Genomic DNA, 15,061 nt, shown 5'->3' with positions numbered 1-15,061 from the left:
ACAGCGGCTGGATCTCCCTCGCCTGGTGCGCCGGCATCACCGTCCTGGGCTTCCTCTGGTCCATGAAGCACTTCAACAAGGACCGCACCCACTGAAGGACCGCGCCCCCTGGCGGACCGCACCCGCTGAGGACCGCCCCCACTGATCGGACGGCCGCCACCGCACCGGCCGGCGCAGCTCAGTACAGTCGCAGATGTGCAGCCCGTGGCCGAAAATCGCCGTCACGGGCTGCAAAGCGGTACCGGTACCGGTCCTGCTCACTATCCAAGAGGCCACTGCCATGCCGATATTCGTCACACCGCAGCCGATCCGTGCCACCGTCGAACTGGACATCGGGAACGTCTGGATCATCGCGAGCGACCGCACCGACACCGTTGTTGACGTCCGGCCCTGTGACCACCGGGAGCCCCGGGACGTGGTGACCGCCGATCAGACCCGCATCGACTACGCGGCCGGGGAACTGGTGGTGGGCGTGCCCAAGGCGCGCGACCTGTCCCGCGCGGGCGGGGCGGTGGCCATCGTGGTCCACCTGCCCACCGGTTCCGGTCTCCACGGGGACGCGGTGTCGGGGGAGTTCCGGGTGGACGGCCTGCTGGGGGAGTGCCGGCTGACCAACGACTGCGGTCACATCCGGCTCGCCCGGACCGGCACCCTGCACCTGACCTCCGGCCTCGGCAACGTCACCGTGGACCGGGTCGCGGGCGACGCGTGGATCAGCGCCGACTGCGGAGACGTGAACGTCAACGCCGTGGAGGGGACCGCCGGCGTCACCCGGACCAAGGGCGACACCCGGATCGGTGAGGTCCTGGGAGACGTACGGGTCGTCGTGGAGAGCGGCGACATCCACCTCGGTGTGGCGCATGCGGCCGTAGAGGCGAAAACCGGCCAGGGCGACATCAGGATCGAGGAGATCGTCCAGGGTCGGCAGGTACTCGAATCGGACTCCGGCCGCCTGGAGCTCGGCATCGCCGAGGGCACCGAGGCCCAACTGGACCTCGACGCCCGCGCCGGCACGGTGTACCGGTCCCTGGACCTGCTCGCGGCTCCCGTCACCACTTCCGCGTACGTCGCCAAGATCCACGCCCGGACGGCCATCGGGGACATCGTGGTCCACCGGTCGGCGATGCCGGACGTGGCGGAAGGCGCGGATGTGGCAGATGTGGCGGATGTGGCGGAGACCGCGGACGACGAGGACTGGGGCTGACGTGGTCCGGGGCTGAGGTGGTCCGGGGCTGACGTGGTCCGGGGCTGAGGTGGTCCGGGGCTGACGTGGGCTGCGGCTGAGTGGTCCGGGCTGAGGTTTGGCGAGGGTTTCGCCTCAGAGTGTTTTGGGTTTTGGGTTGTCCTCCTCCGCGTCTGCCTTCGGGCGGGCGCGGTTTTGTCGTGTCAGGGGTGCGCTTGACTTCGGGTTAGCGCGATATATCGTGTTGGTAGGGGAGACGCGATATGTTGCGTCGCATCGCATTGCGAGGGAGGACCAAGCACCATGGCTCAGCAGACCTGGTCGATCGCCGAACCGCAGAAGCTCGGCTTCGAGGCGCCGGTGAAGCGGCTGCGCGTACGCGTCCTGGGCGGGATCGTGAACGTCGTCGGCGTGGAGGAGGGGCCCGCCCGGCTGGAGGTCTCCGAGGTGGACGGAGCTCCGCTGCAGGTCGTGCAGGACGGTGACACCCTCACCGTTTCCTATGAGGACCTGCCCTGGAACGGTTCCCACGGACTCAAGGAGTGGTTCGACACCAAGCCGTGGGAGAACTGGCGGTCCGGTGCCACCGGTGCCGCCGGTGCCGCCGGTGCCGCCGGTGCCGCCGGTGCCGCCGGTGGTTCGGGCTCGGGTTCTGGTGCCGGTGCGGACGGCGGGGCCCGCAAGGTGTGGGAGCGCAGTGCTGCCGTCACGCTGACCGTTCCGGTCGGCACGCACGTGCAGATCGTCGTGGTCGGTGCGGCCGCGTTCGTATCCGGCATCAGCGGCGGGACCGAGGTCCACGGCGTCACCGGCGACGCCACCCTCGTCCGGCTGTCCGGCAGCGTCCGTACGCGGACCGTCTCCGGCAGCGTCGAGGCCCAGTCCGTCGACGGAGACTTCGGCTTCCGTTCGGTTTCCGGCGGGCTCACCCTCGTTGACGGCGCGGCCGGTGCCGTACGTGCCGAGTCCGTCAGCGGGGACATGCTGCTGGACCTGGCACCCACCGCCACGACCCCGGGGCGGCCGGTCAGCATCAGCCTCAACTCGGTCTCCGGGCAGGTCGCCATTCGGATTCCGCAGCCGGCGGACGCGCGGGTCGAGGCCAGCACCGCCAGCGGCGGGGTCTCCAACGCCTTCGAGGACCTGCGGGTCTCGGGGCGGTTCGGGTCCAAGCGGATCACCGGCACCCTGGGGGCGGGGACCGGGACCCTCCGTGCCGCGACGGTCTCCGGATCCATTGCCTTGCTGCGCCGCCCCGACGCGGACACCGAGACCCCCGAGACCCCCAAGACCCCCAAGACCCCCGAGAACCCCGAGACTCCTGTTCGGTTCGACAAGAAGGTGCTCTGACATGCCGCCCGTCTTCGCACACGGCCGCCTCCGCCTGTATCTGCTGAAGCTGCTGGACGAGGCTCCGCGCCACGGCTACGAGGTGATCAGGCTGCTGGAGGAGCGGTTCCAGGGGCTCTACGCGCCTTCCGCGGGCACGGTGTACCCGCGGCTGGCCAAGCTGGAGGCCGAGGGGCTGGTCACGCACGCCACCGAGGGCGGGCGGAAGGTGTACTCGATCACCGAGGCGGGCCGGGCCGAGCTGGCCGGGCGTGGTGGGGAGCTTGCCGATCTGGAGCTGGAGATCCGCGAGTCGGTCTCCGAGCTGGCGGCGGAGATCCGCGACGACGTACGGGGTGCGGCGGACGGGCTGCGGCGCGAGGTGCGGGCGGCGGCGTCCGCCTCGCAGTCGGCGGGGCCGGAGGGGGAGGACGCCTGGGCGGCGGCCAAGGAGGAGCTGCGCCGGGCCCGGCAGGAGTGGAAGGAACAGACCCGCCGCGCCAAGGACGAGAGCCGCCGGGCCCGCGAGGAGGCGCAGCGGGCCCGACGTCAGGCGCGGGAGGCTCAGGACAAGGCCCGCGAGGACGTGCAGCGGCTGGTGGGCCAGCTGCAGGAACAGTTCACGCGGTCGGGGCTGTCGGAGTTCACGGACAAGCTGGGGGCTTGGCTCGGGGGCGAGGCCACGAGCACGGCCACGGGGGCGGGCGCTTCGCCCGGTCCGGAGGCCGGGGTCCCTGCCGGTACTTCTGGTACTTCCGCCGGCCCGGTGGCTGCGTCGTCGGCTGCGTCTTCGGCCGATTCCTCGGGCGGGCCGGTGCCTGCCCGGGAACCGGGTCCGGCACCCGCCCGCGAGGCGGACGCCGCCGAGGGCGCGGCCTGGGCCGCCGACCTCGGGGCCACCGGCGACCCGGCCCGAGACCTGGATCGCCTGCTGGACCGCTTCCGCGACGAGGTCCGCGATGCGGCCCGCGACCACGGGGTGACCGCACCCCAGCTCGCCGAAGCGCGCCGCCGCCTGGGGGGAACCGCGGCGGCGCTGGGAAAGATGCTGGCGGGAGGGAGGTAGCTCCCCCCAACCCCCTGCGGCGGAGCCGCCTATCGGGGCTGCGGGGGAGGGGCTGGGTGGGGGTGATGCCCCGCAAGGGACTCCGGCGGCGTGTACGGAGCCGGGTTCGGCTGGGCGGGGGCGAGGGGTGCCCGGGGGATGCCCGTCAGTCCCAGTGTCATTACGTGCCGGCCGCCGGCGTCAAGGGCGCTCCCGTTGGTCGCGTCGGCAAGCCGATGGCCCTTCGGGCCACCCTTGACACCGACGACCGTCACGCAACGACAAGGACTGTCGGGCCGCCCCCGGGGGATGGCATGGAGGGACCGAGGCCGCCTGGGTTCGGCGTTGGCCGGCACGGGCGGTGGCTGTCGCTCGGCCGGCCGCCCTCCGGGCGGGAGGCGGTGGTGAAGTGGATCAGATCTACGTGATTTTGGCCGGTCCGGGCGTACCAGATCGCTAGGCGCTCCTGCTGATTGGCGGGTGCGGGTGGCCGGTGGCCGGACATGGGCCGCCCACGATCGCTACGCGCTGCCGCCGGAATCGCGGCCGACAGGCCGATGGGGTCGGCGCAGCCGGAAGGTTTCAGGGGTCATTGGCCCACGCGTCCGTCGACGCATTCGCGCAGCAGGTCCGCGTGGCCGCAGTGGCGGGCGTACTCCTCGATCCTGTGGACCATGAGCTCTCGGATGGCGATGCCGTCCTTGCCCACGCGCTCGCCCAGGTCCGGGTGTTCGGCCAGCGCGGCGTCGGTCGCGGCCTGTTCGCGTTCCAGGTCGGCGTAGGCCGCGTCGACGAGGGCCTGGTCCGCGATCGCGCCGTTGAAGTCCCCGTCGGGTTCGCCGTACAGCGAGGGGAGGGGGTCGGCGGGGGTCAGCCAGCTGCGCCAGTCCCGTTCCACCTCGGCGAGGTGGCGGAGCAGGCCGAGGAGGGACATCGTCGACGGGGGGACCGACCGGTGGGCCAGTTGCTCGGGGTTCAGGCCCTCGCACTTCATGCGGAGGGTCATGCGGTAGCCGGAGAGGAAGTCGTCCAGCGTGGCGAGTTCACCGTCCGGACTGACTCCGTTGCGGGGGTCGTCGGCCGGGTCGGCCCACATGTCGGGGTAGATGGTCGCCTGGCTCCAGCGTGCGGGTGCGTCGGTCATGGGCGCATGGTCGTGTGCGGGGGGTGGTGTTCGCCAGTGAGTTTCTCGGTGGTGCGGGTAGCAGGGGTGGGTGAGGGCGTCAAGACACGGATTCCGGGGGCATGACGGTGGGGCGGCGGCAGGGTTCATTGGAAGCAGGTGGTCACCGGGGAAAGGCCCGGAAGGACGCCGAATGCGAACCCGTCCCTGCAACACCTTGCGGAGAATTCCGATGATGAAGATTTCCTGGAACCGTCGTGTCGTGCTGGGCGCCGCCTCCGTGGCGCTGATCAGTGGGGGCGTGGTGCTGCCGGCGACCGCGATGGCCGCTCCGGCGCCGCAGGCCGGCGTCACCCTGGCCAATGACGACGAGGACATCCTTGACTTCACCGGGGTCGTGGGTGAAGTCGGGCTCTTGGGCAGCGATACCGGTGTGCCGGGCGTCATGGGTGGTGACCTCATGGACCCTGACTACGAGCAGGGCGTGGAGGAGGACGGTCACGGGACCCCCACGCTCCAGGGCGGTATCGGCATCTTTACGGACGGTGCCCACCTGGCGCCCGGCGCCACGGGGTCCGAGGGCAGCACCGGGGGAGACTCGGAGACCGGTGGCGGGCTCGGGCTGTTCGGCGGCTTCTCGGGCGGCGACGCCCCGGGTGGTATGACGGCGGGCTCCTCCGGTGGTGGAGCGGGAAGCCAGCACTAGGGCGTGCTTTGGGTCGGGTGGCCGTTCGCCTCGCGGGATTTCCGCGGGGCGGTCATTCGTGCCGGCGGGTCAGGCGAGGTTCCGGTCCACGGTTTCGTACGTCACGCCCTGGTCCGCGAGGACCTCGCCCACGACGCCGGGGCGGGAGAGCAGGGCCAGCAGGAGGTGTCCGGCGGTGATGCTCTTGTCCTTGCGGCCCAGTGCGACGCGCAGGGACTGTTCCAGCGTGCGCTTGGCGTTTTGGGTGAAGGGGCGGTGGGAGCTCTGCGTCCGGCGGCCGAGGAAGCCCTTGGGGCGTGGTTCCGGTGTTGCGAGGGCGTCCTCGCCGTGGGTCTCCTCGATGCGGCTGATGATCTCGTCCAGATCGATGCCCAGGCCGGACAGGGCTTGCTCGTCGGCCTTCGAAAGGCCGCCGCGCCGGCGGGTCCGCGCCAGTTCGGTCCGGACGGAGGCGCGGTCCACGCCCAGGGGGTCGAGGACGCCCTGTTCCAGTAGGGACAGCAGGAGGTGTTCCTCGGTGATCGAGGACGCTCCGGCGCGTGCGGCCTCGGCCTGGGCGCCGACCACGGCGGCGCGGGCCTCGGTGGTGAACCTTTCGAACATCACGACCTCCCGTACTTCTTGTGCACGGCCTGCCGGCTCACGCCCAGTTCCGTGGCGATCTCCTGCCAGGACCACCCCTGGGCGCGGGCGCTGCGCACCTGTACGGCCTCCAGGCGCTCCAGCAGGCGCCGCAGGGCGGCGACCGAGCGCAGGCCCACGCGGGGGTCGGGGTCTCCGGCGCGTGCGGCCAGATCCGTCGCTTCCGTCATGCCTGTCAATGTAGGTTGACGCCCGGAGGGTGTCAACCTGTGTTGACGGTGGTGGGGAGTCGGCCGTTCACGGAAAACAGGTCACCCCTGTCGGGTGGTTGCGACAGGGGTGGCGGGAGGTCAGACCGTGAGGACGATCTTGCCGAAGAGGTCGCCCGCGGCGAGCTTCTCGAAGCCTTCGCGGGCCCGGTCCAGGGGGAGCACCTCGTCGATCACCGGGCGGACGCCGGTGGCCGCGCAGAAGGCGAGGAGGTCTTCCAGCTCGTCCTTCGAGCCCATCGTGGAGCCGACGATCTTGAGTTCGAGGAAGAAGATGCGGGTCAGTTCCGCGTGCGAGGGGCGGTCGCCGCTGGTCGCGCCGGAGATGACCAGGGTGCCGCCGGGGCGCAGGGACTTGACGGAGTGGGACCAGGTCGCCGCGCCGACGGTCTCGATCACCGCGTCGACGCGGTGCGGGAGGCGGGCGCCGGGCTCGAATGCGTCCACCGCGCCGAGTTCGACGGCCCGCTTGCGCTTGGCCTCGTCGCGGCTGGTGGCGTAGACGCGGAGGCCGGCGGCCTTGCCGAGGACGATGGCGGCCGTGGCGACGCCACCGCCCGCGCCCTGCACGAGGACCGAGTCGCCGGGCCGGACGCCGGCGTTGGTGAACAGCATCCGGTACGCCGTCAGCCAGGCGGTCGGCAGACAGGCGGCCTCCTCGAAGGACAGCTCGGCCGGCTTGCGCAGCACGTTCCAGGCCGGGACGGTCACCTGCTCGGCGAAGGTGCCCTGGTAGCGCTCGGTGAGGATCGAGCGGGGCTCGTCGGGGCCGACACCGTGGCCGGTCGCGCCGATCACGGAGTGCAGGACCACCTCGTTGCCGTCCTGGTCCACGCCGGCCGCGTCACAGCCGAGGATCATCGGCAGCTTGTCGGAGCTCAGGCCCACTCCGCGCAGGGACCACAGGTCGTGATGGTTGAGCGAGGCGGCGCGGACGTTCACGGTCACCCAGCCCGGACGAGCCTCGGGCGCCGGGCGCTCGCCCAGTTCGAGGCCGCTCAGCGGCTGGTCACGGTCAATGCGGGCGGCATAGGCAGCAAACATGCCCCCGGACGCTACCGTTCGGTAATCCCTCGCCGCCAGTGTTTCCGGAGTGGTCACGCTCACCTGCGCGTTTCGCGGTGCTCAGCCCCTTCTCGCCGAGGGCTGCCCGCAGCCAGTCGAGCGTGCCCCGGCCGAGCAGATCGTCCGCCAGTCGCTTTCCGGTTTCTGAAATCGGAACACGGAAGGCGACCGGCCGCCGCCTGGGCGGGCGGCGCGGTCGCCTTCCGGGGCCCGGCCCCTGGCGGGGCGGGCGGGAGCGCTGCGGGGCTCAGCCCTGCTTGGTCTCCCAGAAGATCTTGTCGATCTCCGCGATGAGCTCCAGCGCCTTCTTGCCGGTCGCCGGGTCGTTCGACGCCTTGGCGGCCGAGATGGCCTTCAGGGTGTCGTTGATCAGCTGGTGCAGCTGGGGGTACTTCTCGAAGTGCGGGGCCTTGAAGTAGTCGCTCCACAGCACCGAGACGTGGTGCTTGGCGACCTCGGCACGCTGCTCCTTGATGATGAGCGCGCGGGTGCGGAAGTCGGCGTCCGTGTTGGCCTGGTACTTCTCCTGGCAGCCAACGACCGACTCGATCTCGATCCGGGCCTGGGCCGGGTCGTAGACGCCGCAGGGCAGGTCGCAGTGGGCAGAGACCTTCACCTTGGGGGCGAAGAAGCGGGAAAGCATGGGCGCTGTCCTCCTCGTGATCGTCTTCTCAAGAGGGGAGATTACTCCGTGGAGAAGTGGATTTCGCGGGCGCCCCCAAGGGCTTAGGACAAAAGTCCAGGGTCAGGATGGGGGGCGGTGAAGGAACGTACGTACGGCCGCGGGTGGCGGAGATCGGTGAGGAGGAGGCAGTGATGCCGGACGCAGTGGGGTCACGGGGGCGGATGGGCGTCGCGGAGGTGAACGGTCCGTCGATGGCGCCGACGCTGGAGGACGGGGACCAATTGCTGATCCGTTACGGGACGCGCGTCCGGCCGGGTGACGTCGTCTTGTTGCGTCACCCGTTCCAGCAGAACCTGCTCGTGGTGAAGCGCGCGGTGGAGCGCCGGCGCGGTGGCTGGTGGGTGCTGGGGGACAACCCCTACGCCGTGCCGCCGGGCGACAGCACCGACTACGGGCCGGTGCCGGAGGACCTGGTGCTGGGCCGGGCCCTGTTCCGGTTCCGGCCCCGCGGCAAGGATCAGACCTCGCTGGGCGCGCGGCTGTCCTGGGCGGTGACGGCGCTCCGGCCGCTGCCTGCCGACGTCTCCGCCTCCAGCCGCTTGCGGGCCCGGTAGGCGGCCACGTTCGCCCGGGTGGCGCAGCGGTCCGAGCAGTAGCGGCGGGAGCGGTTGGTGGACGTGTCGAGGTAGGCGTTGCGGCAGGGCGCCGCCTGGCACAGGCCGAGCCGTTCCGGGCCGTGCGTCGTCAGGTGGAAGGCCAGGCCCATGGAGGCGATGGCGGCGTAGCCGGCGGTGGCGTTCGACGGGTGGTCGGCGAGGTGCATGTGCCAGTCGGGGCGGCCGGTGTCGTCGAGGTAGTCGTGGCCGGAGATCTGGGGGCTGACCGGGAACTCCATCAGCAGGGAGTTCAGCAGGTCGACCGCGAGCACGTGGTCCCCTGAGTCGGCGGCCTCGAAGACCGCCCGCAGCCGGCCCCGGACGTTGCGGAAGCGCGTCATGTCCGCGTCGGTGACCCGCCGGGCCATCTGGGTGCTGGTGCCGAACAGGGCCTTGACCGCGTCCACCGAGGTGAGCCGGTCCTTGTTGCGGGCCGGCTCCTCGGTGTTGACCAGGCGCACGGCGAAGTCCGAGTAAGAGGCCAATTCCACGAGTATTCCTTACGGACGTCTGTAACGGCTGGCTTGGCTACCAGGCTATTACGTACGCGGCCGTTCGCGGCGCCCGCCGGGTGCCGAGGGTGGGCGGTCCGGGGGTCGGTAATGGATGAACTGGTCTTGCGGGTCTTACTGGCGCGCTCTAGGCTGTGTAACAGCTGAGAGGCAGCTACAGCTATTACGCGTGGAGGGGATCGGGATGACCGTCGAGACCGACTGGCAGGCGTGGCAGGAGAGCTGGGACCGGCAGCAGGAGGCGTACATGCCGGACCGCGAGGAGCGGTTCCGGGTGATGCTCGACATGCTCGGGGCGGTCGTCGGCCCCGCCCCCCGGGTGCTGGACCTCGCCTGCGGCACCGGCAGCATCACGAGTCGGGTGCTCCGCCGCTTCCCCGGGGCCACCGGCACCGGCGTGGACCTCGACCCCGCCCTGCTGACCATCGCCCGCGGCACCTTCGCTGGCGACGACCGGGTCTCCTTCGTCACCGCCGACCTCAAGGACCCCGACTGGACCGCGGCCCTCCCGTACGACTCCTACGACGCCGTCCTCACCGCCACCGCCCTGCACTGGCTGTACAGCCCCGAGCTGGCCGTGCTCTACGGGCAGCTCGCCCCGCTGGTCCGGGACGGCGGGGTGTTCATGAACGCCGACCACATGCCCGATCCGGCCACCCCGCGCATCAACGAGGCCGACCGGGCCCACCGGCACGCCGTCACGGACCGGGCGCAGGCCTCCGGCGCCCTGGGCTGGGCCGAGTGGTGGGCGCTGGCCGGCGCGGACCCGGTGCTCGCGGAGCCGACCAAGCGCCGCTACGAGATCTACGGCGAGCACGCCGACGGCGACGCCCCGGACGAGGCCTGGCACGTCCGGACCCTCCGCGAGGCGGGCTTCGCAGAGGCCAGGAGCGTGTGGCGGTCGCCCTCGGACGCGCTGGTCCTGGCGCTGAAGTGAGCCATTTGGCCATAGCCCGTCGGTCATGGGCCATCCGGGTGCTTCCGCGAGCCGTGGACTAACCGGTTTCGGCCATGCTTCGTTGGGGTGGGCATGAACCACACCACGCGCGCACTCGCTGCCCTCGCTCTCGCCGGCGCCCTGGTCACCCTCGCCTCTCCGGCCCAGGCGGCCGACGCCTCGACCACCAAGGCCGCCGCCCAGACCACCACCCCCGAAGTGACGCTTCTGCAGCAGCTGGGCGTCCTGCTCGGCACCTCGGGCCGGTCCGCCTCGGAGGCCGCCGGCGAGATCACCACCGCGGCCGGCACGTTCGTGGAGAACTCCCCCGAGGCGCTCCGCAACACCGTCCGCAACCTGCTGCGCGGCGACCTGGTCAACCAGACCGCGACCCCGGTCCTCAAGCGCGGCCTGCGCTAAGCCTGCGCCGGGCCGAGCCGCCCGCCGGGCAACGCGAAGGGGCGGTACGGACTCCGTACCGCCCCTTCACCCGTGCGTACGCGCGTTACAGCACCTTGGACAGGAACGCCTTCGTCCGGTCGTGCTGCGGGTTGGTCAGGACCTCGCGCGGGTGGCCGGATTCGACCACCACGCCGCCGTCCATGAAGACCAGGTTGTCGCCGACCTCGCGGGCGAAGCCCATCTCGTGGGTCACCACGATCATGGTCATGCCCGACTCGGCCAGGTCCCGCATGACGTCGAGGACGTCACCGACCAGCTCCGGGTCAAGCGCCGAGGTGGGCTCGTCGAAGAGCATCAGCTTCGGCTCCATGGCCAGCGCGCGGGCGATCGCCACGCGCTGCTGCTGGCCGCCGGAGAGCTGGGACGGGTAGTTCCCGCCCTTGTCGCCCAGACCCACCCGGTCGAGCAGCTTGATCGCGCGCTCCCGCGCCACCGCCTTGCTCTCGCCCTTCACCATCACCGGGGCTTCCATGACGTTCTCTATGGCCGTCATGTGCGGGAAGAGGTTGAAGCGCTGGAAGACCATGCCGATGTCCCGGCGCTGGGCCGCGACCTCGCTGTCCTTCAGCTCGTAGAGCTTGTCGCCCTTCTGGCGGTAGCCGACGAGCTCGCCGTCGACGTACAGCCGGCCGCCGTTGATCTTCTCCAGGTGGTTGATGCACCGGAGGAAGGTCGACTTGCCGGAACCGGACGGGCCGATCAGGCAGAACACCTCACGCGGCGCGACCTCCAGGTCGATGCCCTTGAGGATGTGCGCGGCACCGTAGGACTTGTGGACGCCCTCGGCCTTCACCATGGCAGTCATCAGGCCACCGCCTTGTCACGGTTCGAGAAGCGGGAGAGGTTCGCCTTGACCTTCTGCCACGGCGTGGGCGGCAGGGTGCGCAGCGCGCCGCGTGCGTAGTGCCGCTCCAGGTAGAACTGGCCGACCGAGAAGATGCTGGTCAGGACCAGGTACCAGATGGAGGCGACGAAGAACATCTCCATCACCGCGAAGGAGGTGGAGGCGATGTCCTGGGAGGCCCGCAGGAGGTCCGGGTACTGCACGGCGACCACCAGCGAGGAGGTCTTCAGCATGTTGATGAACTCGTTGCCGGTGGGCGGCACGATCACCCGCATGGCCTGCGGCAGGACGATCCGGCGCATGGTCTGGGTCTGCTTCATGCCCAGCGCGTGGGCCGCCTCGGTCTGGCCCTCGTCGACCGACTGGATGCCGGCCCGGACGATCTCCGCCATGTAGGCGCCCTCGTTCAGGCCCAGGCCCAGCAGCGCCGCCAGGAACGGCGTCATGACCTGGGTCATCTCGTCCTTGTAGAACCCGAGGTTCAGGATCGGGAAGACCAGGGCGAGGTTGAACCAGATGAGGAGCTGGACGTACACCGGGGTGCCCCGGAAGAGCCAGATGTAGAACCAGGCGATGGTGCTGGTCACCGGGTTCTTCGAGAGCCGCATCACGGCGAAGACCACACCGAGCACCAGACCCAGCGCCATGGAGGCGATGCTGATGATGACGGTGTTGCCCAGACCCGAGAGGATCGTGGGGTCGAAGAGCTTCTCCGGCACGGTCGCCCAGCGCACGTTGCCCTGCGAGAAGGCGTACACGAGCGCCACGACCAGGGCGATGACGACCACACCGCTGATCCACCGGCCGTAGTGGCGGACGGGGATGGCGCGGATCATCTCGGGAGGAGTGCTCCCGGCCGGCGGGGTGTCCGCCGGGCCGGAAGTCTTGTCGAGCTTGTCAGTCACAGTGACTGCCCTTCAGTGCTGCAAGAGGGGGCGGAGTGCGAGGGGAGCACTCCGCCGGGGATGTCACTGGCCGGCGTTGATCTTCGCCTCGGTCACGGCGCCGGAGCCGGCGTTCCACTTGTCCAGGGCGGCCTTGTAGCTGCCGTCCTTGATGGCCGCCTCGAGGGCCGCCTTGAGGGCGTCGCGCAGCTCGGTGTTCTTCTTGTCCACCGCGATGCCGAGGGGGCCCGCGTCGGTCGGGTTGGCGATGGCCTCGAAGTCGTTGCCGCCGCCCGCCTTCAGTGCGATGTGCGCGGCGACCGGGGAGTCGTTCAGGTCGGCGACCGCGCCGCCGGCCTTCACGCGGGTCTGGGCCTCCGGGTCGGTCGGGAAGGACTCGATCTTGAGCTCGCCCTTGCCGTCCTTCTTGCACTTCTCGGCCTGGTCCTTGGCGACCTGCTCGTAGGTGGTGCCGCGCTGGACGGCGACCGTCTTGCCGCAGAGGTCGTCGAGGGTCTTGATGCCCTCCGGGTTGCCCTTCTTGACCAGCATGCCGGTGGAAGCCGTGAAGTAGTCGACGAAGTCGACACCGGCGCCGGTCTTGTTGCCCTTGTCGTCCAGACCCTCCTGGCGGGCCTTGGTGTCGCTCAGGGAGGACATGACCATGTCGCTGCGGCCGGTCTGCATGCTGCTGATCAGGGTGTCGAAGGTGCCCGACTCGAACTTGAAGGTCACGCCGAGCTGCTTGCTCAGGGCCGCCGCGACGTCCGGGTCCACGCCGATGATCTTGCCGCCCTCGGTGTACTCCATCGGCGCGTACGTCGCGTCCGTACCGACCTTGATCACACCGGCGTCCTGGATCTTCTTCGGCAGCTTCGAGAACAGCGGGGCGCTGCTGTTCTTGGTCTGGCCGGACGGGGTCGAGGAGCCCTTGTCGGTCTGGTCGCCACAACCGGTGAGGATCAGGGCGCCGGCGACCGCGATCGCGCCGACCGCGGCGATCCGGGACCGGGCGGCGGTCGTACGACGGGTGGTGCTAGCGGTCATGAGCTGGTTCCTCCGGCTGGGGTGGAAGCATCCGATGAGTAAGGCCACGCACGCACCATCGAGTGTCGCGACCTCGTGTGATTACGGCATCTTGCCATTCGGACTGACATATTCAGGCTGCCCGTCAGGTCAAAATCGGATAACGGGCGGAGGCGATCACCGGACAGGAGCGTCGGGTTCCGGTGTGACGGCCGCAACATGTGCGGCGAGTGGCCTGTTCCACGGAGGTTTCTACGGCCCGATGCGCCCCCGGGGTGCGCCCTCTTGGACTTTTCGCCGAAATCCGGACAACAGCTTTCGATTCATACAGGAATCGACTCGTCTGGGCCAGTGTTCTTCGGGTAGAACAGATGGTTACACCCCTCATCCGGGGCTCAGGGCGCGTGTGCGGCGCGCCCGCGCGTACGAACCTCCCCTTCGCGGAGACGGGCCAACCGTCGATGCGGAGCACGGACGCGGTGCCCGCCCACCCCTTAACCAGGAGTGGCCACCCTCGACATTTTCAATACTTAAGGGGTCACACACAGTGGCAGCGGAGATCGTCAATCCTCGCTCCGACGAGGAGACGGACAACAACCCGGACGCGGTGTTCGCACTGCACCGGGGCGGCAAGATGGCCATCCAGGCCACCGTGCCGGTCAACGACAAGGACGACCTGTCCCTGGCGTACACGCCGGGCGTGGCGAAGGTGTGCACCGCCATCGCCGAGCAGCCCGAGCTGGTGAACGAGTACACCTGGAAGTCCAACGTGGTCGCCGTCGTCACCGACGGTACGGCCGTGCTCGGACTCGGTGACATCGGTCCCGAGGCGTCCCTCCCCGTGATGGAGGGCAAGGCCATCCTCTTCAAGCAGTTCGGCGGCGTGGACGCGGTCCCGATCGCGCTCGCCACCAAGGACACGGACGAGATCGTCGAGACGGTCATCCGCCTCGCGCCGTCCTTCGGCGGGGTCAACCTGGAGGACATCTCCGCCCCCCGCTGCTTCGAGATCGAGCGCCGGCTGCAGGACGCCCTGGACATCCCGATCTTCCACGACGACCAGCACGGCACGGCCATCGTGACGCTGGCCGCCCTGCGCAACGCGGCGAAGCTGACCGGCCGTACCCTCGGCGACCTGCGCGCCGTGATCGCCGGTGCGGGCGCTGCGGGCATCGCCATCGCCAAGATCCTCGTGGACGCGGGCATCGGCGACGTCTGCGTCACCGACCGCAAGGGCGTCGTGTCCGCCGACCGCACCGACCTGACGGACGTCAAGGCGGAGATCGCGGGTCTGACCAACAAGACGGCCCGGACCGGCACGCTGGAGGAGGCCCTCGCGGGCGCCGACGTGTTCATCGGCGTCTCCGGCGGCACGGTCGCCGAGGAGGCCGTGGCCACGATGGCGGCGAACTCCTTCGTGTTCGCCATGGCCAACCCGAACCCGGAGGTCCACCCCGACGTCGCGCACAAGTACGCGGCGGTCGTGGCCACCGGCCGGTCGGACTTCCCGAACCAGATCAACAACGTTCTCGCGTTCCCCGGCATCTTCGCGGGTGCCTTCAAGGTCCAGGCCTCCCGGATCACCGAGAACATGAAGATCGCCGCTGCCGACGCCATCGCCGGCGTCGTCGCGGACGAGGAGCTCGCGGCCGACTACGTGATCCCGTCGCCGTTCGACCCCCGCGTGGCGCAGGCCGTCACCGACGCCGTCGCCGCCGCTGCCCGTGAGGACGGCGTCGCCCGCCGTCCGTAACACCGTCGTACGTCTGGCACCGCCGTACGCCGTACGCGATACCGCACAGGCCCGGCCGGA

General features: G+C 70.2%; 17 protein-coding genes. 8 read left to right on the top strand and 9 right to left on the bottom strand.

The features are described from left to right. The first annotated feature begins 280 nt into the window (after positions 1–280). The 3 genes from AC067U_RS36385 to AC067U_RS36375 all read left to right on the top strand — a co-directional run bounded on the left by AC067U_RS36385 (position 281) and on the right by AC067U_RS36375 (position 3,578). Positions 281–1,204, top strand: coding sequence for a DUF4097 family beta strand repeat-containing protein (locus tag AC067U_RS36385; protein ID WP_478834145.1), 924 nt, complete (start codon positions 281–283; stop codon positions 1,202–1,204). 282 nt (positions 1,205–1,486) lie between these two features. Continuing rightward, entirely contained in the window at positions 1,487–2,533 is a 1,047-nt protein-coding gene (locus AC067U_RS36380; protein ID WP_478834144.1) for a DUF4097 family beta strand repeat-containing protein, read from the top strand. A 1-nt stretch (position 2,534) separates the two neighbouring features. Then, on the top strand, positions 2,535–3,578 hold the full coding sequence (locus AC067U_RS36375; RefSeq protein WP_478834143.1) for a PadR family transcriptional regulator: 1,044 nt from the start codon (positions 2,535–2,537) through the stop codon (positions 3,576–3,578). Positions 3,579–4,146: 568 nt separating this feature from the next. Here AC067U_RS36375 and AC067U_RS36370 read toward each other — a convergent pair. Then, positions 4,147–4,701: a DinB family protein gene (locus AC067U_RS36370; protein WP_478834142.1), complete on the bottom strand. Its 555-nt coding sequence runs from the start codon at positions 4,699–4,701 to the stop codon at positions 4,147–4,149. Between the two features lie 214 nt (positions 4,702–4,915). On the opposite strand from AC067U_RS36370, the gene AC067U_RS36365 reads away from it, so the two are divergent. Further along, a complete protein-coding gene (locus AC067U_RS36365) occupies positions 4,916–5,386 on the top strand; it encodes a hypothetical protein (protein ID WP_478834141.1) in 471 nt (156 codons plus the stop codon). A 69-nt stretch (positions 5,387–5,455) separates the two neighbouring features. On the opposite strand, the gene AC067U_RS36360 is transcribed toward AC067U_RS36365, so the two are convergent. The 4 genes from AC067U_RS36360 to sodN all read right to left on the bottom strand — a co-directional run bounded on the left by AC067U_RS36360 (position 5,456) and on the right by sodN (position 7,945). Continuing rightward, the gene (locus tag AC067U_RS36360; protein WP_478834140.1) at positions 5,456–5,989 is read right to left on the bottom strand and encodes a Clp protease N-terminal domain-containing protein; all 534 of its coding nucleotides are present in this window, start codon (positions 5,987–5,989) and stop codon (positions 5,456–5,458) included. Next, positions 5,989–6,198: a helix-turn-helix domain-containing protein gene (locus tag AC067U_RS36355; RefSeq protein ID WP_478834139.1), complete on the bottom strand. Its 210-nt coding sequence runs from the start codon at positions 6,196–6,198 to the stop codon at positions 5,989–5,991. Before AC067U_RS36355 ends, AC067U_RS36360 begins: the two co-directional genes overlap by 1 nt. Before the next feature lie 120 nt (positions 6,199–6,318). Next, positions 6,319–7,281 (bottom strand): zinc-binding dehydrogenase, encoded by a 963-nt coding sequence (locus AC067U_RS36350; RefSeq protein ID WP_478834138.1) that lies wholly within the window; start codon positions 7,279–7,281, stop codon positions 6,319–6,321. A 268-nt stretch (positions 7,282–7,549) separates the two neighbouring features. After that, a complete protein-coding gene (sodN, locus tag AC067U_RS36345) occupies positions 7,550–7,945 on the bottom strand; it encodes a superoxide dismutase, Ni (protein ID WP_478834137.1) in 396 nt (131 codons plus the stop codon). Between the two features lie 107 nt (positions 7,946–8,052). Here sodN and sodX point away from each other — a divergent pair, with 107 nt between their 5' ends. Next, entirely contained in the window at positions 8,053–8,541 is a 489-nt protein-coding gene (gene sodX / locus AC067U_RS36340; RefSeq protein WP_478834136.1) for a nickel-type superoxide dismutase maturation protease, read from the top strand. On the opposite strand, the gene AC067U_RS36335 is transcribed toward sodX, so the two are convergent. After that, positions 8,445–9,074, bottom strand: coding sequence for a CGNR zinc finger domain-containing protein (locus AC067U_RS36335; protein ID WP_478834135.1), 630 nt, complete (start codon positions 9,072–9,074; stop codon positions 8,445–8,447). The two genes, sodX and AC067U_RS36335, sit on opposite strands and share 97 nt — an antisense overlap. Positions 9,075–9,279: 205 nt before the next feature. On the opposite strand from AC067U_RS36335, the gene AC067U_RS36330 reads away from it, so the two are divergent. Together AC067U_RS36330 and AC067U_RS36325 are read left to right on the top strand one after the other, a co-directional pair. Next, positions 9,280–10,032 (top strand): class I SAM-dependent methyltransferase, encoded by a 753-nt coding sequence (locus tag AC067U_RS36330; protein WP_478834134.1) that lies wholly within the window; start codon positions 9,280–9,282, stop codon positions 10,030–10,032. Between the two features lie 93 nt (positions 10,033–10,125). Further along, positions 10,126–10,452 carry a hypothetical protein gene (locus AC067U_RS36325; protein WP_478834133.1) on the top strand — a complete coding sequence of 109 codons (327 nt, stop codon included), beginning with the start codon at positions 10,126–10,128 and terminating at the stop codon, positions 10,450–10,452. Positions 10,453–10,537: 85 nt separating this feature from the next. On the opposite strand, the gene AC067U_RS36320 is transcribed toward AC067U_RS36325, so the two are convergent. The 3 genes from AC067U_RS36320 to AC067U_RS36310 form a co-directional block, all read right to left on the bottom strand. Beyond that, complete coding sequence (locus AC067U_RS36320) at positions 10,538–11,299, bottom strand: amino acid ABC transporter ATP-binding protein (RefSeq protein ID WP_478834132.1); 762 nt, start codon at positions 11,297–11,299, stop codon at positions 10,538–10,540. Continuing rightward, on the bottom strand, positions 11,299–12,243 hold the full coding sequence (locus AC067U_RS36315) for an amino acid ABC transporter permease (protein WP_478834131.1): 945 nt from the start codon (positions 12,241–12,243) through the stop codon (positions 11,299–11,301). Before AC067U_RS36315 ends, AC067U_RS36320 begins: the two co-directional genes overlap by 1 nt. A 63-nt stretch (positions 12,244–12,306) precedes the next feature. Continuing rightward, positions 12,307–13,269 (bottom strand): ABC transporter substrate-binding protein, encoded by a 963-nt coding sequence (locus AC067U_RS36310; protein ID WP_478834130.1) that lies wholly within the window; start codon positions 13,267–13,269, stop codon positions 12,307–12,309. A 526-nt stretch (positions 13,270–13,795) separates the two neighbouring features. Between AC067U_RS36310 and AC067U_RS36305 the strand changes: the two genes are divergently transcribed. Beyond that, a complete protein-coding gene (locus AC067U_RS36305; RefSeq protein ID WP_478834129.1) occupies positions 13,796–15,001 on the top strand; it encodes an NAD(P)-dependent malic enzyme in 1,206 nt (401 codons plus the stop codon). The last annotated feature ends 60 nt before the right edge of the window (positions 15,002–15,061 follow it).

The organism is Streptomyces sp. NPDC043853 (assembly GCF_056436025.1).
Note: the sequence above shows the minus strand (reverse complement) of the source record. Positions and strands in the feature narration are given on the sequence as shown.

Bases quoted from the DNA above. Each gene is read 5' to 3' on its own strand.
- AC067U_RS36385 (WP_478834145.1), top strand. From the start codon at position 281: ATGCCGATATTCGTCACACCGCAGCCGATCCGTGCCACCGTCGAACTG.
- AC067U_RS36380 (WP_478834144.1), top strand. From the start codon at position 1,487: ATGGCTCAGCAGACCTGGTCGATCGCCGAACCGCAGAAGCTCGGCTTC.
- AC067U_RS36375 (WP_478834143.1), top strand. From the start codon at position 2,535: ATGCCGCCCGTCTTCGCACACGGCCGCCTCCGCCTGTATCTGCTGAAG.
- AC067U_RS36370 (WP_478834142.1), bottom strand. From the start codon at position 4,701: ATGACCGACGCACCCGCACGCTGGAGCCAGGCGACCATCTACCCCGAC.
- AC067U_RS36365 (WP_478834141.1), top strand. From the start codon at position 4,916: ATGAAGATTTCCTGGAACCGTCGTGTCGTGCTGGGCGCCGCCTCCGTG.
- AC067U_RS36360 (WP_478834140.1), bottom strand. From the start codon at position 5,989: ATGTTCGAAAGGTTCACCACCGAGGCCCGCGCCGCCGTGGTCGGCGCC.
- AC067U_RS36355 (WP_478834139.1), bottom strand. From the start codon at position 6,198: ATGACGGAAGCGACGGATCTGGCCGCACGCGCCGGAGACCCCGACCCC.
- AC067U_RS36350 (WP_478834138.1), bottom strand. From the start codon at position 7,281: ATGTTTGCTGCCTATGCCGCCCGCATTGACCGTGACCAGCCGCTGAGC.
- sodN (WP_478834137.1), bottom strand. From the start codon at position 7,945: ATGCTTTCCCGCTTCTTCGCCCCCAAGGTGAAGGTCTCTGCCCACTGC.
- sodX (WP_478834136.1), top strand. From the start codon at position 8,053: ATGGGGGGCGGTGAAGGAACGTACGTACGGCCGCGGGTGGCGGAGATC.
- AC067U_RS36330 (WP_478834134.1), top strand. From the start codon at position 9,280: ATGACCGTCGAGACCGACTGGCAGGCGTGGCAGGAGAGCTGGGACCGG.
- AC067U_RS36325 (WP_478834133.1), top strand. From the start codon at position 10,126: ATGAACCACACCACGCGCGCACTCGCTGCCCTCGCTCTCGCCGGCGCC.
- AC067U_RS36320 (WP_478834132.1), bottom strand. From the start codon at position 11,299: ATGACTGCCATGGTGAAGGCCGAGGGCGTCCACAAGTCCTACGGTGCC.
- AC067U_RS36310 (WP_478834130.1), bottom strand. From the start codon at position 13,269: ATGACCGCTAGCACCACCCGTCGTACGACCGCCGCCCGGTCCCGGATC.